General features: G+C 68.0%; 19 protein-coding genes, 1 tRNA gene and 1 other RNA gene. 11 read left to right on the plus strand and 10 right to left on the minus strand.

All coding sequences use genetic code 11. From position 1 onward, the window contains the following. Positions 1-115 precede the first annotated feature (115 nt). Positions 116-901, plus strand: coding sequence for a 3-methyl-2-oxobutanoate hydroxymethyltransferase (gene panB, locus MHY20_RS02705; protein WP_239374731.1), 786 nt, complete (start codon positions 116-118; stop codon positions 899-901). A gap of 16 nt (positions 902-917) precedes the next feature. Here the strand turns inward: panB and MHY20_RS02710 are convergent, their stop codons facing one another. Next, on the minus strand, positions 918-1,094 hold the full coding sequence (locus MHY20_RS02710) for an SPOR domain-containing protein (RefSeq protein WP_183374587.1): 177 nt from the start codon (positions 1,092-1,094) through the stop codon (positions 918-920). 52 nt (positions 1,095-1,146) lie between these two features. On the opposite strand from MHY20_RS02710, the gene map reads away from it, so the two are divergent. Continuing rightward, positions 1,147-2,037, plus strand: a complete 891-nt coding sequence (gene map / locus MHY20_RS02715) for a type I methionyl aminopeptidase (RefSeq protein ID WP_239374460.1) — start codon at positions 1,147-1,149, stop codon at positions 2,035-2,037. A 34-nt stretch (positions 2,038-2,071) separates the two neighbouring features. Beyond that, positions 2,072-2,899 (plus strand): ROK family protein, encoded by an 828-nt coding sequence (locus MHY20_RS02720; protein ID WP_239374462.1) that lies wholly within the window; start codon positions 2,072-2,074, stop codon positions 2,897-2,899. Positions 2,900-2,918: 19 nt separating this feature from the next. On the opposite strand, the gene rnpB is transcribed toward MHY20_RS02720, so the two are convergent. Further along, an RNA gene (gene rnpB / locus MHY20_RS02725) (RNase P RNA component class A) lies at positions 2,919-3,256 on the minus strand. Positions 3,257-3,289: 33 nt separating this feature from the next. On the opposite strand from rnpB, the gene yaaA reads away from it, so the two are divergent. Further along, complete coding sequence (gene yaaA, locus MHY20_RS02730) at positions 3,290-4,045, plus strand: peroxide stress protein YaaA (RefSeq protein ID WP_239374464.1); 756 nt, start codon at positions 3,290-3,292, stop codon at positions 4,043-4,045. Between the two features lie 19 nt (positions 4,046-4,064). Here the strand turns inward: yaaA and MHY20_RS02735 are convergent, their stop codons facing one another. The 4 genes from MHY20_RS02735 to MHY20_RS02750 all read right to left on the minus strand — a co-directional run bounded on the left by MHY20_RS02735 (position 4,065) and on the right by MHY20_RS02750 (position 7,683). Then, positions 4,065-4,952, minus strand: coding sequence for a Nif3-like dinuclear metal center hexameric protein (locus MHY20_RS02735; RefSeq protein ID WP_239374466.1), 888 nt, complete (start codon positions 4,950-4,952; stop codon positions 4,065-4,067). Then, a complete protein-coding gene (sufU, locus tag MHY20_RS02740; protein WP_239374468.1) occupies positions 4,942-5,415 on the minus strand; it encodes a Fe-S cluster assembly sulfur transfer protein SufU in 474 nt (157 codons plus the stop codon). The genes MHY20_RS02735 and sufU overlap by 11 nt, the downstream gene beginning before the upstream one ends. Continuing rightward, the gene (locus tag MHY20_RS02745; RefSeq protein ID WP_239374470.1) at positions 5,412-6,680 is read right to left on the minus strand and encodes a SufS family cysteine desulfurase; all 1,269 of its coding nucleotides are present in this window, start codon (positions 6,678-6,680) and stop codon (positions 5,412-5,414) included. Before MHY20_RS02745 ends, sufU begins: the two co-directional genes overlap by 4 nt. A gap of 70 nt (positions 6,681-6,750) precedes the next feature. Continuing rightward, positions 6,751-7,683, minus strand: coding sequence for an EamA family transporter (locus MHY20_RS02750; RefSeq protein ID WP_183374607.1), 933 nt, complete (start codon positions 7,681-7,683; stop codon positions 6,751-6,753). A 204-nt stretch (positions 7,684-7,887) separates the two neighbouring features. Between MHY20_RS02750 and MHY20_RS11570 the strand changes: the two genes are divergently transcribed. Beyond that, the gene (locus tag MHY20_RS11570) at positions 7,888-10,641 is read left to right on the plus strand and encodes a S8 family serine peptidase (RefSeq protein WP_183374609.1); all 2,754 of its coding nucleotides are present in this window, start codon (positions 7,888-7,890) and stop codon (positions 10,639-10,641) included. A gap of 87 nt (positions 10,642-10,728) precedes the next feature. On the opposite strand, the gene MHY20_RS02770 is transcribed toward MHY20_RS11570, so the two are convergent. The 3 genes from MHY20_RS02770 to MHY20_RS02780 all read right to left on the minus strand — a co-directional run bounded on the left by MHY20_RS02770 (position 10,729) and on the right by MHY20_RS02780 (position 13,043). Next, positions 10,729-12,282, minus strand: a complete 1,554-nt coding sequence (locus MHY20_RS02770; RefSeq protein WP_239374472.1) for a hypothetical protein — start codon at positions 12,280-12,282, stop codon at positions 10,729-10,731. 172 nt (positions 12,283-12,454) lie between these two features. Next, a tRNA-Val gene (locus MHY20_RS02775) sits at positions 12,455-12,531 on the minus strand. A gap of 95 nt (positions 12,532-12,626) precedes the next feature. Further along, on the minus strand, positions 12,627-13,043 hold the full coding sequence (locus MHY20_RS02780; RefSeq protein WP_183374615.1) for a DUF3052 domain-containing protein: 417 nt from the start codon (positions 13,041-13,043) through the stop codon (positions 12,627-12,629). A gap of 265 nt (positions 13,044-13,308) precedes the next feature. Here MHY20_RS02780 and aceE point away from each other — a divergent pair, with 265 nt between their 5' ends. From aceE to MHY20_RS02810, 6 genes are all read left to right on the plus strand, one after another. Beyond that, the gene (gene aceE / locus MHY20_RS02785) at positions 13,309-16,056 is read left to right on the plus strand and encodes a pyruvate dehydrogenase (acetyl-transferring), homodimeric type (protein WP_183374617.1); all 2,748 of its coding nucleotides are present in this window, start codon (positions 13,309-13,311) and stop codon (positions 16,054-16,056) included. 70 nt (positions 16,057-16,126) lie between these two features. Further along, positions 16,127-16,504 (plus strand): GntR family transcriptional regulator, encoded by a 378-nt coding sequence (locus MHY20_RS02790; RefSeq protein ID WP_183374619.1) that lies wholly within the window; start codon positions 16,127-16,129, stop codon positions 16,502-16,504. Positions 16,505-16,569: 65 nt separating this feature from the next. After that, entirely contained in the window at positions 16,570-17,508 is a 939-nt protein-coding gene (locus MHY20_RS02795) for an ACP S-malonyltransferase (protein WP_183374621.1), read from the plus strand. A 1-nt stretch (position 17,509) separates the two neighbouring features. Beyond that, on the plus strand, positions 17,510-18,514 hold the full coding sequence (locus tag MHY20_RS02800; protein ID WP_239374474.1) for a beta-ketoacyl-ACP synthase III: 1,005 nt from the start codon (positions 17,510-17,512) through the stop codon (positions 18,512-18,514). A 159-nt stretch (positions 18,515-18,673) separates the two neighbouring features. Then, on the plus strand, positions 18,674-18,922 hold the full coding sequence (locus tag MHY20_RS02805; RefSeq protein ID WP_183374625.1) for an acyl carrier protein: 249 nt from the start codon (positions 18,674-18,676) through the stop codon (positions 18,920-18,922). 85 nt (positions 18,923-19,007) lie between these two features. Next, positions 19,008-20,252 (plus strand): beta-ketoacyl-[acyl-carrier-protein] synthase II, encoded by a 1,245-nt coding sequence (locus tag MHY20_RS02810; protein ID WP_239374477.1) that lies wholly within the window; start codon positions 19,008-19,010, stop codon positions 20,250-20,252. Between the two features lie 74 nt (positions 20,253-20,326). Here the strand turns inward: MHY20_RS02810 and MHY20_RS02815 are convergent, their stop codons facing one another. After that, positions 20,327-20,821, minus strand: a complete 495-nt coding sequence (locus MHY20_RS02815) for a DUF3145 family protein (protein WP_183374629.1) — start codon at positions 20,819-20,821, stop codon at positions 20,327-20,329. Positions 20,822-20,843 lie beyond the last annotated feature (22 nt).

Consider the following 20,843-nt stretch of genomic DNA (forward strand, 5'->3'; position numbering starts at 1 on the left):
CCCCAGCCCCCGCTCGTCCGTCGACGCCGCTCCCCCGAGCCCCACCGAAGGCGCCGGCAGCACCGGCGGTGCGACCCGCGCAGGCGCCCCGGAGCAGCGTCGCTCGCCGCGGCGGGTGCGCACGCTGACGCTGCAGGACTTCAAGGAGCAGGGCCGGAAGTTCAGCATGCTCACGAGCTACGACGCGCTCACCGCCGCGATCTTCGACGACGCCGGCGTGGACGTCCTGTTGGTGGGCGATTCCGCCGGCAACGTGGTGCTCGGCTACGAAGCCACCGCCAGCATCAGCCACGAGGCGATGCAGCTGTTCACCGGCGCAGTCGCCCGCTCCGTCACGCGCCCCCTCGTGATCGCCGACCTCGCGTTCGGCACCTACGAGGTGTCCGAGCAGCAGGCCGTCGCCTCCGGCATCGACCTTGTGCGCGCCGGTGCGCACGCCGTGAAGCTGGAGGGCGGCGTGCGCTCGGCTTCCCGGATCCGTGCGCTCGTGGATGCGGGGGTCGCGGTGTGCGGACACATCGGGTTCACCCCGCAGTCGGTGAACCAGCTCGGCGGCAACCGGGTGCAGGGCCGCGGCGATGAGGCCGCTGAGCGGCTGCTCGCGGACGCCCGTGCTGTGCAGAAGGCCGGTGCGTTCGCAGTGGTACTGGAGATGGTGCCCGCCGCACTGGCCGAACGGGTGAGTGCCGAGCTGACGATTCCGACGATCGGAATCGGCGCCGGCGCCGGCTGCGACGGGCAGGTGCTGGTGTGGCAGGACATGGCGGGCCTGTCCGGGTTCTCCGGCAGGTTCGTCAAGCAGTACGCGCAGCTGCGCGAGACGCTCGGTGCCGCTGCCGGTCAGTACGCAGACGAAGTCCGCGCCGGGACCTTCCCCGACGCGGACCATGCGTTCGACTGAGTGAGACGGGAGGGGCTCAGCCCTCTTCCCATTCGCGGTCCTCGGCGTCCCACGCCTGGTTGCGCGCTTCCGCCTTCGCGAGGGCGTTCTTGGCCTCATCTGCGGTGGCGTAGGGGCCCATCAGCTCGTCCCCGGGGGACTTGCGGCCCTCTTCGACCTGCTTCGTGGTGAGGTTGTAGAAGAACTCGGTCATGGTCAGCCTTCCGTTGAGTCGGCCCCAGTGATTCTCTGAGACACTGGTCAGTATGACTGACGAACGATGGCTCCGCCCTGACAATCGGGCCCCGCTGACCCCCGGCACGATCTCCCCGCTACTGGAGGTTCCCGCCTCCATCACCCGCCCGGAGTACGCATTCAAGGACGGAGCGAAGTCCGATGACTGCGGCCCGTACGTCCAGACCCCGGAGATCATCGAGAAGGTTCGCACCGCCTCCCGCATCGCCGCGATCGCCCTGCGGGAAGCCGGGCGAGTCGCCGAGCCCGGTGTCACCACCGATCACGTGGACCGCGTGGTGCATGAGGTGCTGCTGGACCACGGCGCGTACCCGTCGACGCTCGGCTACCTGTCCTTCCCGAAGTCCTGCTGCACGAGCCTGAACGAAGTCATCTGCCACGGCATCCCCGACTCCACCGTGATGGAGGAGGGCGACATCCTCAACGTGGACGTCACCGCGTTCATCGACGGTGTGCACGGCGACACCAACGCCACCTTCGCCATCGGTGAGGTCGCCGAGGAGGCGCAGCTGCTGATCGAGCGCGCCGAAGAGGCGATGTGGCGGGGCATCCGCGCGGCGAAGGTGGGCCGCGAGGTCAACGTGGTGGGCCGCGTCATCGAGAAGTACGTGAGCCGCTTCGGCTACGAATCCGTGCATGACTTCACCGGCCACGGCGTGGCGGAGGGCTTCCACAACGGCCTGATCATTCCCCACTACGATTCCGCGCCGTTCTTCGACGACGTCATCGAGGAGAATATGATCTTCACCGTGGAGCCGATGGTGACCCTCGGCTCCCAGGACTGGGACAAGTGGGAGGACGATTGGACCATCACCACGAAGGACAAGTCGTACACCGCCCAGTTCGAACACACCTTCCTGATCACGGCGGACGGCTACGAAGTCCTCACCGTCGCCGAGTGACACCGATCCACCTGCGAACACTGGAGAGCACAGCATGACCAAGCCGGCCTTCGGCATCGACATCGGCGGCAGCGGCATCAAGGGAGCACCCGTTGACCTCGATGCGGGCACCCTCGCCGCCAATCGCGTCCGCATCCCCACCCCGAAGCCGTCCACCCCGGACGCCGTCGCGGACGTGGTGGCGGAGCTGATCGGGAAGTTCGACGTCTCCGACGACATGCCCGTCGGCGTCACCTTCCCGGCCGTGATCCACGAGGGCGTCGCACAGACGGCCTCGAACGTGGACAAATCCTGGATCGGCACCGACGTGGACGCACTGCTGACAGAGCGCACCGGGCATGACGTGTTCGTGGTGAACGACGCGGACGCCGCCGGCATCGCCGAAATGGAGTTCGGTGCCGGCCGCGGCGCCTCGGGCGTGACCATCATGACGACGCTCGGCACCGGCATCGGCTCCGCCATGTTCATCGACGGCATCCTCGTTCCGAACTCCGAGCTCGGCCACCTCACCCTGCACGGGGAGAAGGCGGAGGCGTACGCTGCGTCCTCGATCTTCGAGAAGGAGAAGCTGAGCTGGAAGGAATGGGCTTCCCGCCTGCAGGAGTACTATTCGATGGTGGAGTTCCTGTTCACCCCGGACCTGTTCATCGTGGGCGGCGGCATCTCCAAGGAGGCGGACAAGTTCCTGCCGCTGCTGGATCTGAAGACCCCGATCGTCAGCGCTGACCTGCGCAATCAGGCGGGCATCATCGGCGCCGCGGTCCTCGCGAAGCGGGAGAAGAAGACCCTTGTGAAGCAGGAGAAGAGGGCGAAGAAGTCCGAGAAGAAGTCCGGAAAGCCGAGCAAGAAGAAGTCCGCGTGACACCACGCTGACCAAGAGAGGGACCAGTCAGCCTGTAAGCCGGGTTCTGTGATCGACAGTCATCTGTCTAGGACCGCCGTTGCCGACGGCCTCCAGCGGTCTACCCGGAAGCCGACCCTGGCGGCCGATGCGCTTCCTGTCTGACCTTGCTCCGAGTGGGGTTTGCCGTGCCGCATCCGTCACCGGCTGCGCGGTGGTCTCTTACACCACCCTTTCACCCTGGCCAGCTTGCGCTGGTGGTCTGCTCTCTGTGGCACTGTCCCGCGGATCGCTCCGGGTGGGCGTTACCCACCACCCTGCCAGGAGGAGCCCGGACTTTCCTCGAGCCCGAAGGCGCGCGACTGTCCGGCTGACTGGTCCGCCGCCCACCCTACTAGACAAGGAAGAACCGTGATCATCCTCCTGCCCCCGTCGGAGACCAAGACCGCACCCGCGCCGCGCGAGGCCGCGGTGGAGCTCGACACCCTGACCCGCCCGCAGCTCGGGCAGGCACGCGCCACCATGATGCGCGCCGCAGTCGCGACCGCGAAGGCGGCCGACGGGGCCGGCATGCTCGGGGTCCCGGCGTCGGCGCCGGAGCTGCAGGAGCGGATGACCCGGATCGATGCCGAGCCCGCCGGGCCCGCCCTCGAGGTGTACTCCGGGGTCCTGTTCGACGCCCTCGGTGATGCCCGCCCCACGCATGAGGACGTGCAGGTGCTCATCGCATCCGCTCTGTTCGGTGTCGTGGATGCGGCAGCGGATCGCATCCCCGCCTATCGGCTCAGCGCCGGGTCCTCCGTCAAGCGCCTCGGCAAGGTGGGCACCTGGTGGAAGCCGAAGCTTGCCCCCATCGCAAAGGAGCTCGCTGGGCATCTCGTGGTGGATGGTCGCAGCGGCGCGTACCGGTCGATGATGCCGGTGAAGGACGCCCTGGACGTGTCGCCGGTGCAGGAGCGGGACGGGAAGCGCACCGTGGTCTCCCACGATGCGAAGCACTATCGGGGTCTGGTGGCGCGGGAGCTCATGCGGGCGGACTCCCCCGCAACTTCGGCCGACGAGGTCGTGGATCAGCTGCGCTCAGCGTTCGGTGACCGTCTCGGCGTGGAGCTGGACGGCTCGAAGCTCGTGATCGTAGACCGTTTCGAGCGCGTGGGCGGCGCCTAGCCCGAACGCGCCCGGCCCCTCAGCCGACGCGGCCGGTGAACGGGTCGGTGCTGACGGAACTGATGCGCACCTCGAGATCGGGCAGGCGTTCAGCGAGCAGCTCCTTCGCCAGGGGCAGCCAGAGGGATTCGCTGGCCGAATGGGCAACGTCGATGAGCGCGGGCACCGCTGTCTCATCCGCCGCGGATTCGAGGTGCTCGGAGGCGGGGTGGTGGCGCAGGTCGCTGGTGACGTAGACGTCGACACCGGCGGCGGTCGCGTCAGGGAGGAATGAGTCGCCGGAGCCGGGGCATACCGCGACACGCCGCACCGGCCGGTCCCCGTCACCGGTGAAGCGGATGCCCTGCGCGGTCGCGGGGACGCGGGCGGCGATGTTCTCAGCGAGCTCGCGCACCGTTGTGGGCTCACGCAGCGCGCCGACGGCGCCCAGGCCGAACAGGTCCTCCCGTGCGGAGTCCGCGCCGGACGCGGCGAGCGGCTGCGGGTCCTCGAGGTCCAGAACGCGCAGCCACCCGCCGACGGTGCCGCGGATGGACCGGTCCACGTTCGTGTGACCGCACCACAGGCCGATGCGCGATCGGATCAGGTCGGTGAGGACCGCTCCCTTGCCGGTGTGCGCCGGCAGGAAGCTGACGGGCTTCAGCAGCAGCGGATGGTGCGCGATGATCAGGTCTGCGCCGATCTCGCGCGCTTCGCGGACCACTGCGAGGGTGGGGTCCACGGTCAGCAGCACCCGTCGGACCGGTTCGTCCCGGACGCCCGCGACGAGGCCCACCCGGTCCCAGTCCTCCGCCCAGTCGAGCGGGTAGGCGTCCTCGAGGACGTCCTGGACGGCGCCGAGGGTGAGGCCGATGGGGTTGTGCCCGAAGGTTCCCTCAGCGGGGTCGGGAGCGGTCTCAGTGGTCATTCTCGGTGTCCTTTCGGGCGGTGAGAGCATCGGCGAGCGCAGCCTGGTACGCCTTCCACGCCATGAGGACGCATTTGACGCGGCCGGGGAACTTGGAGGCGCCGGTGAGGGCGACACCGTCGCCGAGCACGTCCTCATCGCCGGCGATCCTGCCGCGGGAGTGCATCGCCTCGTCCATGTGGGCACTGATCTCCTCGATCTCCTCGCGGGTGCGCCCGATGAACAGGTCGGTCATGATGGAGGCGGAGGCGCGGCTCATCGCGCAGCCCTGCGCCTCGTACGGCAGGTCCTCCACGCGCCGCCCGTCCTCGGAGAGGCGGATCCGCAGCGTGATCTCGTCACCGCAGGTGGGGTTGACGTGGTGCACTTCGGCGTCGAACGGGTCGCGCAGACCCGCGTTCTGCGGGTGCTTGTCGTGGTCGAAGATGAGCTCCGAGTAGAGCGCGGTGAGAGGGCTGGTCACTGGAACCTCGCGAAGAAGTCGATGGCGGTGCGGACGGAGTCGAGCAGGGCGTCGACCTCCGCCTCGGTGGTGTGGACGCTGAAGCTGGCGCGGCTGGTGCTGGGTAGGCCGTAGCGGCGGTGAAGGGGCCAGGCGCAGTGGTGGCCCACGCGCACGAGGACGCCCTGGGAGTCGAGCACCTGGCCGATGTCGTGCGGGTGGCGGCCGTCCACGGCGAACGCGACGGCGCCGGCGCGGCCGGGGGCATCGGAAGAAGGGCCGATGACGCGGACACCGTCGATCGCCTCGAGGCCGCGCACCGCGCGCTGAGTGAGCTGCCGTTCGTGTTCGGCGATGCGGTCCATGCCGAGGTCGCTGAGGTAGTCGACAGCGGCGGCGAGGCCGATGGCCTGTGAGATCATCGGGGTGCCGGCTTCGAACCGCGCCGGGGGCTCGGCGAAGGTCGTCTGCTCCATGGTGACGACCTCGATCATGGAGCCGCCGAGCATCACCGGCGGCATCTCAGCGAGCAGCTCGAAGCGCCCCCAGAGAGCACCGATGCCGGTGGGTCCGAGCATCTTATGGCCGCTGAAGGCGGCGAAGTCGACCCCGAGGTCCTGGACATCGACCGGCATGTGCGGCACCGACTGGCAGGCGTCGAGAACAGTCAGCGCTCCCACGTCCTTCGCGGCCTCGACCAGACGGGCCACCGGGTTGATCGTGCCGGTGACGTTGGACTGGTGAGTGAAGGCGACCACCTTCGTCCGCTCGGTGAGGAGGGTGTCGAGGTCGGTGAGGTCGAGGGTGAAGTCGTCCGCGAGGGGGATCCAGCGCAGGGTCGCGCCGGTGCGGCGGACGAGCTCCTGCCAGGGCACCAGGTTCGCGTGGTGCTCCATTTCGGTCACAAGGATCTCGTCGCCTTCCTTGACCCGCAGGTGGTCGGGGGTGGAGGCGTCCCCGTTGGACAGGGAGTAGGCCACGATGTTGAGCGCCTCGGTGGCGTTCTTGGTGAAGATCAGTTCCCGCTCGTCCCGGCAGCCGACGAAGCGCGCGATCGTCTCGCGGGCCGACTCGTACCGGTCGGTGGCGTCCTCCGCGAGCTGGTGGGCGCCGCGCTTGACGGCGGCGTTGTGGCCGGTGAGGAAGTCGACTTCGGCGTCGATGACCTGGCGGGGCCGCTGGGAGGTGGCGCCGGAGTCGAGGTAGACGATGGGCTGACCGTCCGCTGTGGTGCGCGTCAGGATCGGGAAATCCGCTCGGATCGATTCGATGTCCCAGTCGCGCATGCGGTCTCCGTGTCCTCTCCTCAGCCGGGTGGTGCCTTCCCTCATCATACGAGTGCGCAGGTGGGCTCGGTCAGGACCCGTCGGCCCGCTCCCCCGCTTCCGAGTCCTCGCTGCTCACCCGCGTTTGACTCTGCGTGCTGCACGCCCTGGGCTGACGGCGCGCCGAGCGGACCACCAGTGTGGTCGCGGTGCAGATCAGCGCCACGCCGACCAGCTCCACAGGGGTGAGGCGCTCCCCCAGTACGATCGCCCCGAACAGCACCGCGGCGATGGGATGGCTGCTCTGCAGTGTCGATGCAACGTGCATCGGCACGCGCCGCATCGCCAGCACGTCCAGCGCGTACGGCAGCGCTGAGGAGAGGACGCCGGCGGCGAGCCCGATCAGCAGCACCGGCCAGGTGAGCGGCTGAGCGGTGCCGAGCACCAGCGCGATCGGGATGAGGACCACCAGGCCGGTGAGCGATGCCATGGCCGACGGGACCAGGCCCGGCAGGCGCCGCCCCGCCGCCCGGTTCGCCAGCAGGTAGAACGCCCAGCTCAGCCCGGCGATCGCGGCGAAGGCGATGCCGAGCGCATCAGTGGACAGGGTGGGGCCGGTCAGCAGCAGCATGCCGACGAGGCCGAGCGCAGCGTACGCCCATCCACGGCGGTGCGGGGAGGAGATCGCCCCCAGCAGGATCGGGCCCAGCATTTCGATGGACACCGCCATCCCGACGCCGATCCGGGCGAATGCCAGGTAGATGGAGACGTTCATCGCGAGCAGGGGCACGGCGAGGAGGACGCCCCACCACAGCTGGCGGCGGTCGGTGATGCGAGGAACGAGGCGAACGGACAGGGCGGTGTGGCTGGCCGCCATCATCGTGTAGCGGACGAGCACGAGGGCGGCGAGGCCGAACACGGGCATCACCGCGGTGGCGAGCGATGCGCCGAACTGGAGAACGGCGGCGGCGAGCAGGATCAGCGCGATGCCCTGCGCCATCTGCGCCCTGTCCTCCGTCGTCATCCCGGCAGGATAGCGGCGGCACACGGTGGACGCGCGCTCAGTCCAGGTGCCCGGCTTCGACCAGGCACCTCCCTCACCTGCAGTGATGCCGATGCGGTCACATTTCGGCAAAGAGCAGACAAAGCCTTGGAGGGCAACGCAGGTCACATGCTGTAATGAGCCTCACCTTCGGGTGCCCTTTCCCCCCTCTAAGGAGAATCCCCCATGGCTGAACGCCGCCCCTCATCCCACCGTGCCCGCACCGTCGGTGCCGGAGCCGCCGCAGCCGCCCTGTCCATGAGCCTCGGCCTCCCCGCCTCCACCGCCACCGGTGACGTCACCGTCATCGGCTCCGCCTCCGACCTCGGCGGCGCGGTCGCGACGATCTCCCCGGACGGCCTCAAGCTGGAGCGTGTGCGCGTCCACAACCGCTACCTCGTGCAGACCGAGGGCAAGGCCATCGCCCACGGCGGCAGCAGGTCCGCCATCAAGAGCGCCCAGCAGCGCGCCAAGGCCGGTGCGAAGGGCCAGGGCGTCACCATGAAGGTGGACCGTGAGTACTCCGACGTGTGGAACGGCATGTCGGTCACCGTGGATGACTCCGAGGTGGAGAAGCTGCGCGCCGCTGACGGCGTCGTCGCCGTCTACCCGGTGTACGAGGTGGAGCGCCCCGAGCCGGTCGACAATGCCGAGCCGCAGAACGAGTTCGCGCAGAAGATGACCGGTGCGGACATCGCCCGCAACGACATGGGCCTCACCGGCAAGGGTGTGAAGGTCGGCGTCATCGACTCCGGCATCGACTACAACAACCCGTCCCTCGGCGGCTCCGGCACCAACAACGAGAAGGCCGACTTCCCCAACAAGCGCGTGGTGGGCGGCTACGACTTCGTCGGCGACGACTACGACGCCTCCGGCAGGGACGGCAGCCCCACTCCCACTCCGGATGAGTTCCCCGATGACACCGGTGGTCACGGCACCCACGTGGCCGGCATCATCGGCGGCGACGGCGACGTCCAGGGCGTCGCCCCCGAGGCGGACCTGTACGCGTACCGCATCTTCGGAACCAACGGCAGCGCCTCCACCGATGTCATCCTCGCCGCGATGGACCGTGCTGCGCAGGACGGCATGGACGTGGTGAACATGTCGCTCGGCTCGGGCCTCATGACGTGGAAGGACTACCCGACTGCGCAGGCGGCCGACGCCATGCACCGCGAGGGCATCTCCATGATCGTCGCGATGGGCAACGACGGCGCTTATGGAACCTTCACCGGTGGTTCCCCGGGCACCGCGGACGAGGTCATCTCCGTGGGCTCCGTGGACAACACCCACTACCGCAGCCCGTTCTTCACCACTGAGGCCGGCGCCGAGATCGCCTACGCTCCCGGCAGCCCGGCCCCGCAGCCGCCGACCTCCGGCACGATGGAGCTCGTCGCCGCCGGTGCCGATGATGACAAGAACGCGCTGGCCTGCAACGGCACCGACCTGCCGAAGGCGACCGGTGAGCAGGCCCTGCTGATCAAGCGCGGCGAGTGCAGCTTCCACGAGAAGGCCGTCAACGCTGAGAAGGCCGGCTACAAGGCCGTCATCATCTACAACAACACCGCCGGCACCATCAACGCTTCCCTCGACGGTGACCCGAAGATCGGCATCCCCACCGTCACCATCACGCAGGCCGACGGGCTCGCCCTGCAGAAGGACATCGCCGACGGCGGCGCCACCTTCACCTGGCAGGACGGCACGGTCGCCACGGAGAACGAGACCGGCGGCTACATGTCGGACTTCTCCAGCTACGGCCTGACCGCGGACCTCGACCTCAAGCCGACGGTGTCCGCACCAGGCGGGGCCATCTGGTCCACCATCCCGGTGGAGCAGGGCGGCGAGGGCGCCATGTCCGGCACCTCGATGGCGACCCCGCACGTGGCCGGTGTGGTCGCGCAGATGCTGCAGGACAACCCTGACCTCACCACCGATGAGATTCGCATCCGCCTGCAGAACACGGCTGACCAGCTCGACTTCGGCCTGAAGCCGAACGCCGGCCTGAACGCCCCGGTGCACCACCAGGGCGGCGGCATCGTCAACGTCCCGGAGGCGGTGAAGACCTCCACACTGATCACGACCGATCGCGGCCATTCGCATCTTGCTCTGGGTGAGGGCGAGCAGGGCCCGGTCACGAAGACGATCACGATCCGCAACACCTCGGACAAGCCCGTCACCTACGACCTGGGGGTCCGCTACAGCGTCGCCACCGGCGGCGAGGAGACCCACGACCCGACGTTCATGGAGGCGAAGGCGGACGTCACCTTCTCCAAGGACACGGTGACGGTGCCCGCGGGCGGCTCCGAAACGGTCGATGTCACCTTCTCCGAGGACTTCGGCCAGAACGGCATCATCCACGGCGGCTGGATCACGGTGACGGACCCGATGGAGGAGCACACGGTGCCGTTCGCGGGTATGTCCGGTGACTACCAGGCGCTGCCGCTGCTGGTGGACGGCGGCATGGGTCTGCCGGTGCTCGGTAAGGCGAAGGGCGACTCGGTGGACATCGCCGGGAAGCACCCGACCTACACGATGCAGGGCGATGACCGCCCGTACATCATCTACCGGCTGAACCTGCCGGCCGAGACCGCGAAGCTGGAGATCTTCACGGCCAACGCCGACGGCTCCAAGGGCGCACCGGTCCACCCGAAGTTCAACACGGCGTGGGAGGACCAGCACGTCACGAAGTCCGCGGACTACTTCATCGCCGATTGGACCGGCGAGGTGCAGGGCAACAACGGCAACAACAAGAGCCGCACGGTCCCAAGCGGTGACTACGTCATGGAGCTGAAGGTGCTCAAGCCGATGGGTGATCCGAAGAACCCGGCGCATTGGGAGACCTGGGAGTCCGGCTCGTTCACCATCGATCGCCCCGGCGAGAAGCAGAACCCGGGCAAGGGCAAGAAGCCCGCGAAGCCCGGCAAGGGCAACGGGAAGGGCTGACCACCGGACCGGTCTGCTGATCGGGTGAACAGAACAGGGGCGGCATCTGCAGATCTGCGGGTGCCGCCCCTCATCGTGCTCGGGGACTCACTGGTAGGAGACGAACCAGGGCCGCGGTTCGATGGCGTAGGTCTCCTCGGGGGTGAACATGGGCTTGTCCTCGTCGATGAAGTTCTTCCACGCCATCCAGATGCCCTCAGGAAGGTCGGTGCGGAGAGCATCCCAGGTGGCCATCTTCTCGCTGCGCACACCGTGCCCGTCGGCGTGCAGAGTGATGGCGAGCTCCTCTCGGGAGGTGTCGACGTCCTGACGGCTGCGGATCATGGCGAGCTGGAACTGGTGGAGGATCAGCACCTTCTGCGGCAGCCGGTTCGACTTCACGAGGTCGGCGAGCCAGGTGATGACGGTGTTGATCTCGGCGGCTTCAACGGATCCGATCTGCCGCATGTGCTTCTGGTCGGGCTTGAGCCGCCATTCCGGGTCGAGCGCGAGGCCCACGTGGGGGTGCTTCAAAAGGTCTTCGTACAGCTTCGCCTGGGTGAGGAAGTCAGTACGCCCGGGCTGCAGGTCCAGGACCACATAGATCCCCTCTTTGCCGGCCGCCTCGACCCAGGGCCTGATGGTTTCGGGGTCGATTTCGGCGGAGTAGTCCCCGTCGGCCCCCGCGGCGGACGAGGCGATCGTGGTGATGATCTCGAACGCCGGCTGCACGGGGACGTCGCTGTGCGGCTGATAGTCCTTCGCGTACTGCTTCGCCAGCGCGATGGCTTCGTCGACGGTCCCCTCACCGAGCACGCCGAGCGATGGTGTGCCGGGTGAGCCGTAGGGGGCGATCATGCGGCGGTGCGGGAAGACGACCTGTCCGCCGCCGGGCAGCTCGGGGACGTCGGCGGTGGCGGTAACGCGCTCGGTGAGCGTTGCGGCGTCACCGAATGCAGCGCCGAGGGCGATGACCCCGGCCGACGGGTCCTTCTGGGCATGGGGTTTCACCGCTTGGATCGTGTCGCCGGTGGCGCGGGGGTCGCTGCCGGGGACCTCAGCAACGGTGCCGCCGGCTGCGCGCACGGTGGCGACCGCCGCTGTGCGGCCCGGTGTCTCCTTCTCCGTGGGGTCCACGAGCAGGAGCAGCGGCGCCGCCTTCTGGCCGACGGTCGTCGTCGGCATGTCCGTCGCCGGGTCTGCGGCGAGGTCGAGCTCGACCGACTTCAGCTTCTCCCCCAGGCCGGTGATGTCCAGGCCCTTCGGGTGGATCACGGTGGTGGTCTTGAGGCGTGTGAGTTCGTCGGCGGTCGCGGCGCCGGTGCCGAGCAGCAGTGGGATACGGGCCTTCGCGGCGAGGTCAGCGATCGTCGACAGGGCGTCGGCGGAGCCCGGGTCGGCGACGGCGACGTGTTCGGCGGTCTCCACCACGGCAGCGCTGACCGCCGCGGCGGCTGCGGCATCGTCCGCCGGATCGACGACGGTGTTCGCCGCAGCGGTGGCGGCGAAGCGGGTACCGGTGCCCTTGCCGCCCTTGGTGGCCTTCTTCTGCGTCGCGTCGTCGCTGTCGGAGCAGGCGGCGAGAACGGCGGAGGTTCCGGCGGCAAGCGTGCCGGTGAGGATGAGGCGCCGGGAGGCGAGGGAACGAAGCGGTGGGTTCACGATGCGGGGGCCTTTCGCGACGCGGTCAGTGTCGGGATGGGAGCCGGCCACTGAACTGCGGCCGCTGCCTGAGCCGACTCCCCGCTGTTCGACTGTTCTGCACAGTCGGGGATGTGCTCGCAGAAAGCCCCTCATGCGCAGACGGATCGTCGGAGAGCGGCACAGCAGTCAATGGTGGGCCATGAGGGATTCGAACCCCCGACATCCACGGTGTAAACATGGCGCTCTAACCAACTGAGCTAATGGCCCGCACGGGCAGTGATCCTGCCACGCGGGGTTCCCCGGCGCAAACCCGACCGGAATCGGGGAGCCGGGCGGAACGGCTGCAACAGCCGCGCCGAGGATCAGGAACGGCTGGCGAGGCGGGTCGCCGTCCAGTCCTCAGCCACCGTGATCGTGTTCATCGACCGCAGACCGGCGAGGTCCGCGGACTCCATGATCGTGGCGGGGTTGACGTGCTCGTCGCGCCCGGCCTTCACGGTGAGGACCCAGACGTCGCCACCGGCATCGAGGGAGCTGATGGCGTCCTGAAGAATGTCCACAAGGTCACCGTCGGACTTGCGGAACCAGATGATCACGTGGTCCACGATCTCCTGCGAATCCTCGTCCTCCAGATCGGAGCCGATGATGTCCTCGATCGTGTCCCGGAGGTCGAAGTCGACATCGTCGTCGTATCCGAACTCCTGGATGAGCTGGTCATGGGTGAAGCCGAGCGCATCAGCGAGCTGTTTGCGGTTGTCGGCCTCGGCAGACGGTGACAAGAACAATCTCCTCTTCACAGTTGAGTGAACCCGTCGGCCGACGGGTCCCGGAGTGACGCCCGACTCATACGGACGTGATCGCGATTCTAACGGAGCACCCCGCCCATGTCACTTGAGTCTCCCCGGGCCCCACCGCGGGGGCCTTCCTCTGCGCCCACCTGCGCGGGACAGCGTAGGCTGGGGGCGTCTGCGGTCGACTGACCGACGCGTGCGCACAGCCCAGAGCTCCAGCACGCGCGCCACCCCCGCAAGGAAGAAGGACAGCGTGAATTCGAACGACATCACCGGTCGTCAGGGCATCGGCCTGCCGAGCTACGCCAATGACTCCGACCCCGAGGAGACCCGCGAATGGCTCGACTCCCTCGACGCGGTCCGCAGGGCCCGCGGCGATGAGCGCGCATCGCATGTCGTTCAGAATCTGATCACGCACGCGCGCAAGAACAACATCGACGTCCCCTCCGTGGAGAACACGGACTACGTCAACACCATCTCCGTCGACGACGAGCCCGAATACCCGGGCGACCTCGCCATCGAGAAGGAGATCCGCCGCGCCGTCCGCTGGAACGCCGCGATGGTCGTACACCGTGCGCAGCGTCCCGAGATCGGGGTGGGCGGTCACCTCTCCAGCTTCGCCTCGATCTCCACGATGTACGAAGTGGGCTTCAACCACTTCTTCCGCGGGCGGCAGCACCCCGGCGGCGGCGATCAGGTCTTCTTCCAGGGCCACGCCTCCCCCGGCATCTACTCCCGAGCCTTCCTGATGGGCCGCCTCAGCGAGGACGACCTCAACGGCTTCCGGCAGGAGAAGTCCCACCCCCACGGCATGCCGTCCTACCCGCACCCGCGTGCCATGCCGGAGTTCTGGCAGTTCCCGACCGTGTCGATGGGCATCGGCCCCGTCAACGCGATTGAGCAGGCCTCGATCAACAAGTACCTGCACAGCCGCGGCCTGAAGGACACGTCCGATCAGCACGTGTGGGCGTTCCTCGGCGACGGTGAGATGGACGAGGTCGAGTCCCGCGGCGCTCTGCACATCGCCGCCAACGAGATGCTCGACAACCTGACCTTCGTGGTGAACTGCAACCTGCAGCGCCTCGACGGCCCCGTCCGCGGCAACGGCAAGATCATCCAGGAACTGGAGGCACAGTTCCGCGGTGCCGGCTGGAACGTCATCAAGCTCGTCTGGGGCGGCGGCTGGGACGATCTGTTCGCCAAGGACGCCGACGGCGCCCTGGTGGACCTCATGAACACCACGCCCGACGGTGACTTCCAGACCTACCGCGCCGAATCCGGCGGTTTCATCCGCGACAACTTCTTCGGCCGCGACCCGCGCACGAAGGCCCTGGTCGAGGATCTCAGCGATGACGACATCTGGTGGGGGCTCAAGCGCGGCGGCCACGACCCGAAGAAGATCTACGCCGCGTTCAAGGCCGCGATGGAGACCAAAGGCAAGCCCACCGTCATCCTCGCGCACACGGTCAAGGGGTACGTGCTCGGCTCCAACTTCGCGGGCCGCAACGCCACCCACCAGATGAAGAAGTTCACTCTGGAGGACCTCAAGCAGCTGCGCGACACCCTGCACATCCCGATCACCGACAAGGAGATCGATCCGAACCTGTACGGCTCGCCGTACTACACCCCGGACCCGGACAGCGACGCCATGCAGTACATGCATGACCGGCGCAAGGAGCTCGGCGGCGTCATCCCCGACAACCGTCATAAGAAGGCCCTGTTCCAGGTGCCGGAGATGAAGACCTTCGATGTGGCCCGTCGCGGCTCCGGCAAGCAGGAGATCGCCACCACGATGGCTCTCGTACGCCTGCTGCGCGACCTCATGCGCGACAAGGAGACCGGCAAGTACTGGGTGCCGATCATCCCCGATGAGGCCCGCACGTTCGGTATGGACTCCATGTTCCCCACCGCGAAGATCTACAACCCGCGCGGCCAGAACTACCTGTCCGTGGACCGTGACCTGCTCCTCGCCTACAAGGAGTCCGAGACCGGCCAGATCAAGCACATGGGCATCAACGAGATCTCCTCCACCTCCGCGTTCACCGCGGCAGGAACGGCGTACTCGACCCATGAAGTGCCGCTGGTTCCCTTCTACATCTTCTACTCGATGTTCGGATTCCAGCGCACCGGTGACTTCTTCTGGGCCGCCGGCGACCAGATGGCGAAGGGCTTCGTCATCGGCGCCACCGCCGGCAAGACCACCCTCGCCGGTGAAGGCCTGCAGCACATGGACGGCCACTCCCCGATCCTCGCGAACACGAACCCCGGTGCGGTCATCTACGACCCCGCGTACGGCTACGAGATCGGCCACATCATCCGCGACGGCCTGCAGCGGATGTACGGCGAGAACGAGGAGCGGGAGCAGAACGTCTTCTACTACCTCACCGTGTACAACGAGCCGATCGTGCACCCGGCGGAGCCGGAGGACCTCGATGTCGACGGTCTGCTGAAGGGCATGTACGTCATCCAGCCCGCGCCGGAGGGCGACGGCCCCGAGGTGCAGCTGATGGCGTCCGGTGTGTCGGTGCCGTGGGCTGAGCAGGCGCAGAAGCTGCTGCTGGAGGACTGGGGCGTGCGCGCCACCGTCTGGTCCGTCACCTCGTGGACGGAGATGCGCAAGGAGGCCCTGGAGGCGGAGGAGCACAACTTCCTCCACCCGGAGGACGAGCCGCGCACCCCGTGGATCTCTCAGCGCCTCGAGGGGGCGAAGGGTCCGTTCATCGCCACCAGCGACTACGACTACCTGGTGCCGGACATGATCCGTCAGTGGATCCCGGGCGAGTACGCCGTTCTCGGTGCTGACGGCTGGGGCTTCTCCGACACCCGCTCCGCGGCACGCCGCTACCTCCACATCGACACTGAGTCGATGGTGGTGCGCGCCCTGCAGATGCTCGCGAAGGACGGCCAGATCGAGCGCTCCGTGGTGCGCGACGCCATGGAGAAGTACGACCTGCTGAACGTCAACGCCGGCCGCACCGGCAACGCGGGCGGCGACGCCTGATCATGGCGATGGGCCGACGGGTTCTGGAGGATCCGTCGGCCCCTCGCTGTCCCGCCGCACTGGAGAACTGATGCCCGCTCAGCTCACCGACCTGATCAGCGTGGACCGCAGCAGCCCGGTGGCCGCTGCGGAGCAGATCCACTCGGGAATCGCCGCTGCCATCCGCAGCGGTGACCTCTCCCCCGGCCAGCGCCTGCCCGCCGTGCGCGCCCTCGCCTCCGATCTGGGGGTTGCGGCGAACACGGCCGCCAAGGCGGTCCGCTCCCTGCAGGAGGCGGGCCTGGTGACCACGCACGGGAGAGGTGGGACACGCGTCGCCGCGCCCGACGGCGTCGAATCCCAGATCGCGGCGGCGGCCCGCGAGTATGCTGAGACGGCGAGACGATCGGGCCTGTCACGCGATGACGCGATCGCGCATGTCCGCCGTGCCCTCTCCGAACTGGAATGAGGCGCGCCTGATCGCCCCTTCCTCTTCGCACTGACCACCATCGCCGATCGACTTGTGGAGCCACATTGCTCGTCATCGCCTCTCCCGGACAGGGAGCGCAGAAGCCCGGATTCCTCAGCCCCTGGCTGGAGCTCGACTCCGTCGGATCCCTCGTGGACACCCTGTCCGACGCCTCCGGCATCGACATCCGCCGCCACGGCACCGAATCCGATGCGGACACCATCCGCGACACCGCCGTTGCTCAGCCGCTGCTGGTCGCTGCCAGCCTGATCACCCACAGTGTGCTGTTCGGCTCCCTCACCCTGCCCCGCCCCGACCTGTACGCCGGGCACAGCGTCGGTGAGATCGGCGCTGCCGCGCAGGCGGGCATGCTGTCCGAGGAGAACGCGATGCGCCTGGTGGCGGTCCGCTCCCAGGCGATGGCGCGCGCCGCTGCGGCCGAGCAGACCGGGATGGCGGCAGTCGTCGGCGGCAAGCGCGAGGAGGTCCTCGCTGCGATTGAGCAGGCCGGGGCCTCCCCCGCGAACATCAACGGCGCCGCGCAGGTCGTCGCCGCCGGCGACGAGGCCTCCCTCGCCGCGCTCTCGGAGAACCCGCCGGCCCGTGCGCGCGTGATCCCGCTGCAGGTCGCGGGCGCATTCCACTCGCGGTTCATGGAGCCGGCGCGCGATGAGCTCGCTGAGCAGGCCGGGAAGTTCGCGACCCGTGACGCGATCATCCCCGTGGTCTCCAACGCCGATGGCTCCCTCGTGACCGACGGCGCCGCCTTCCTCTCTTCGCTCGTGAACCAGGTGGCGAGCACGGTCGACTGGGAGGCCTGCATGCACACGTTCGCCGACCAGGGCGTCACCGGCATCCTGGAGCTCGCTCCCGCCGGAACGCTGACCGGCCTGGCGAAGCGCGACCTCAAGCAGGTCGCCCGCTTCGACCTGAACACCCCCGACGACCTCGACGCCGCGCGTGCCTTCGTCTCCGAGCACGCCAGCGCCTCCAAGGAGAGCTGACATGACCGTTTCCCTCACTCCGACGCAGCCGGTCCCCGGTTCCCAGGTCCTCGGCTACGGAGCCGCCCGCGGCGACCTGGACGTCCCCAACGACGACATCGTCGGCCCGATCAACTCCTCCGACGAGTGGATCCGGCAGCGCACCGGCATCATCTCCCGCAAGCGCGCCAGCGCCGACGTGAGCCTGCTGGACCTGGCGAAGAAGGCCTCCCTGGAGGCCGTGGAGAACTCCGGCCTGACAGGTTCGGACATCGACGCGGTGATCGTCGGCACCATCACCTTCGAGTACCACACTCCGTCACTGGCTGCTCTGCTCGCCTACGAGATCGGGGCCGACGGGGCCATCGCCTATGACATGGGCGCCGCCTGCGCCGGCTTCTGCTACGGCATCGGCCAGGCCGACGCCCTGGTGCGCGCCGGCACCGCGAAGAACGTCCTCGTGGTGGGAGCGGAGAAGCTCTCCGACATCATCGACCCCACCGACCGCTCCATGTCCTTCCTGCTCGGCGACGGCGCCGGAGCAGCCGTGGTGTCCGCCAGCGACGTTCCGAAGATCGGCCCCACCGTGTGGGGCAGCGACGGTGAGAACTGGAAGACCATCTACATGACCCACTCGCTGCTGGAGTACAAGGAGAACCCGGAGCTCGGGTTCCCGACTCTGCGGCAGGAGGGGCCGTCAGTGTTCCGCTGGGCCGTGTGGCACACCGCGGACATGATCCGCGAGTCCCTGGAGCGCTCCGGCCTCGGTGTCGAGGACGTCGACGTGTTCGTGCCGCACCAGGCGAACATGCGGATCATCGACCAGCTGGCGAAGCAGCTGAAGCTGCCCGATTCCGTGGTGATCGCCCGCGACATCGAGGACACCGGCAACACATCGGCCGCGTCCATTCCCCTGGCGACGCACCGCCTGCTGCAGGAGGGGAAGGCCAAGAGCGGCGACGTCTGCGTGCAGATCGGATTCGGCGCCGGCCTTGCCTATGCCGGCCAGGTGGTCATCCTCCCCTGACTGCCGAACGGTAACATTCCTGGCCACACGGTTTCCTCGGCTCGGTAACCGAATCTTTATGTGACCAACCCCCGTCCAAGCGCGGCGAATCAGTCCCCTTCCCGGCTTTGGCGGTAGTCTGAGCCTGCTGATTGTTCTGTCCAACCAAAGGAGAGCCTCATGGCACACACCGATGATGAGATCCTCGCCGGCCTGGCCGAGATCGTCAACGAGGAGACCGGCGTGGAGACCGCCGATGTCCAGCTCGACAAGTCCTTCACCGATGATCTCGACATCGACTCCATCTCGATGATGACCATCGTGGTCAACGCCGAGGAGAAGTTCGACGTCCGCATCCCCGACGAAGAGGTCAAGAACCTCGTCACCGTCGGCGACGCCGTCAAGTACATCTCCAGCGCTCAGGCCTGATCTGATCAGCGCCCGGGTTCTCATGCAGATGGGAGTCCCGGGCGCTGCGCTTTTTGCCGCCTCGTCACAAGGACACTGCTTCACTATGACTGACCAGAGCCCACGCGTCGTCGTCACCGGCCTCGGCACCTTCAACCCGCTCGGCACTGACGCGGCCACTTCGTGGAAGAACGCCCTGGACGGCGTCAGCACCGCCACCACCCTCGACAACGACTGGGCCGAGACCTACGGCCTGTCCGTGGACTTCGCCTGCACTGTCGCCGGTGATCCGCTGGAGTTCCTCTCCCGCCCGGAGGCGCGCAAGCTCGACCCCAGCGGTCAGTACGCGATGATCGCTGCTCGCGAGGCATGGAAGGACGCCGGCAGCCCCGAAGTGGACCCGCTGCGCCTGGCGACCGTGGTCGGCGCCGGCATCGGCGGTGTCTGGACTATGCTCGACCAGTGGGACATCGTCCGTGAGCGCGGCGCCCGCCGCGTCAACCCCTACACCGTTCCGATGCTCATGCCGAACTCCGCGTCGGCCCATATCGAGATCGAGTTCGGTGCGAAGGCCGGCTCCCACACTCCCGTGTCCGCGTGTGCGACGGGTGCTGAATCCGTCGCTTGGGGCATGGACATGATCCGCAACGGCCGCGCCGATGTCGTCATCACCGGCGGCACGGACGCCTGCATCCACCCGCTGCCGCTGGCAGGATTCGCGAACATCCGCGCCCTCTCCACCCGCACCGATGACCCGAAGACCGCGTCGCGCCCGTACGACCGCGACCGCGATGGCTTCGTCCTCGGTGAGGGCGCCGGCATCCTCGTGCTGGAGTCGGAGGAGTTCGCCAAGGCCCGTGGCGCCCGAATCTACGCGTACGCGTCCGGTCGCGGCATGGCGTCGGACGCCCACCACATCTCCGCTCCGAGCCCGGACGGGCAGCAGCGCGCGATCCGCGAGGCCATCGAGGACGCCGGCATCGACGGCTCCGACCTGAGGCATGTGAACGCGCACGGCACCTCCACTCCTCTTGGCGACATCTCCGAGCTGGAGTCGGTGCGTGACGCCGTCGGCGCGGAAAAGTCGGATCAGATTGTGGTGAGCTCCACGAAGTCGATGACCGGTCACCTGCTCGGCGGCGCCGGCGCGGTGGAGTCGATCTTCTCGGTTCTGGCACTGCACAACCGGGTGATCCCGCCGACGATCAACATTGAGAACCTCGATGAGAACGTCCCGCTGGATGTGGCGGTCAACGAACCGCGCGAGATGCCGGAGGGCGATGCCGCCGTGCTGAACAATGCTTTCGGCTTCGGCGGTCACGACATCGCCGTCGTCTTCACCAACGCGTAAGGCTTCGCCTTACATCTCATACATTGAAGGCCGGAGGTTCATTCCTCCGGCCTCCGCTTCGTGACCGAGCGATGTCACCCCACGAGGTGGAGGCGGCGGGGCGCGCTCTCCTCGATGGCGGCGCGGCGGTAGTGCTCGAGTTCCTCATCCCAGTCGCGGCCGAGCGCTCGGTCGATCTCGTCGGGGATGCGGTGCGGCCTGTTGCCGGCGAGTGCGATGCAGTGGCGGATGCGGTCCTCGGTGAGGGTGGCGTTGCCTTCGTGGTCCATCGCGGTGTGGTGGATGCCGAGGTCGGGGGTGTACATCCACCGGGAGCCGGTGTCGGTCGCCGTGGGCTCCTGAGTGATTTCGTAGCGCAGGTCGTTCCAGCCGCGCAGCGCGGTGGCGAGCTCAGCGCCGACTGCGGCGCGGCCGCTCCAGGCGATCTCTGCGCGCTGCAGGCCGGGGCCGGCGGGCTGGTCGTACCACCTGATGCGCACGGGCACGCCGAGGACTCCGCTGGCAGCCCATTCGATGTGTGGTGCGAGGGCGCGCGAAACGGAGTGAATATAGAGGACTCCCTGAGCCATTGCTCCCCTTCCGGTCGAATCG

This window comes from Helcobacillus sp. ACRRO, assembly GCF_022347125.1.
Classification (GTDB): Bacteria; Actinomycetota; Actinomycetes; order Actinomycetales; family Dermabacteraceae; genus Helcobacillus; species Helcobacillus massiliensis.

What these genes read in the sequence shown, in the direction of transcription:
- MHY20_RS02710 (WP_183374587.1), bottom strand. Translation starts at nt 1,094, where the DNA reads ATGACCGAGTTCTTCTACAACCTCACCACGAAGCAGGTCGAAGAGGGC.
- map (WP_239374460.1), top strand. Translation starts at nt 1,147, where the DNA reads ATGACTGACGAACGATGGCTCCGCCCTGACAATCGGGCCCCGCTGACC.
- MHY20_RS02720 (WP_239374462.1), top strand. Translation starts at nt 2,072, where the DNA reads ATGACCAAGCCGGCCTTCGGCATCGACATCGGCGGCAGCGGCATCAAG.
- MHY20_RS02735 (WP_239374466.1), bottom strand. Translation starts at nt 4,952, where the DNA reads ATGACCACTGAGACCGCTCCCGACCCCGCTGAGGGAACCTTCGGGCAC.
- MHY20_RS02745 (WP_239374470.1), bottom strand. Translation starts at nt 6,680, where the DNA reads ATGCGCGACTGGGACATCGAATCGATCCGAGCGGATTTCCCGATCCTG.
- MHY20_RS02750 (WP_183374607.1), bottom strand. Translation starts at nt 7,683, where the DNA reads ATGACGACGGAGGACAGGGCGCAGATGGCGCAGGGCATCGCGCTGATC.
- MHY20_RS11570 (WP_183374609.1), top strand. Translation starts at nt 7,888, where the DNA reads ATGGCTGAACGCCGCCCCTCATCCCACCGTGCCCGCACCGTCGGTGCC.
- MHY20_RS02790 (WP_183374619.1), top strand. Translation starts at nt 16,127, where the DNA reads ATGCCCGCTCAGCTCACCGACCTGATCAGCGTGGACCGCAGCAGCCCG.
- MHY20_RS02800 (WP_239374474.1), top strand. Translation starts at nt 17,510, where the DNA reads ATGACCGTTTCCCTCACTCCGACGCAGCCGGTCCCCGGTTCCCAGGTC.
- MHY20_RS02805 (WP_183374625.1), top strand. Translation starts at nt 18,674, where the DNA reads ATGGCACACACCGATGATGAGATCCTCGCCGGCCTGGCCGAGATCGTC.
- MHY20_RS02810 (WP_239374477.1), top strand. Translation starts at nt 19,008, where the DNA reads ATGACTGACCAGAGCCCACGCGTCGTCGTCACCGGCCTCGGCACCTTC.
- MHY20_RS02815 (WP_183374629.1), bottom strand. Translation starts at nt 20,821, where the DNA reads ATGGCTCAGGGAGTCCTCTATATTCACTCCGTTTCGCGCGCCCTCGCA.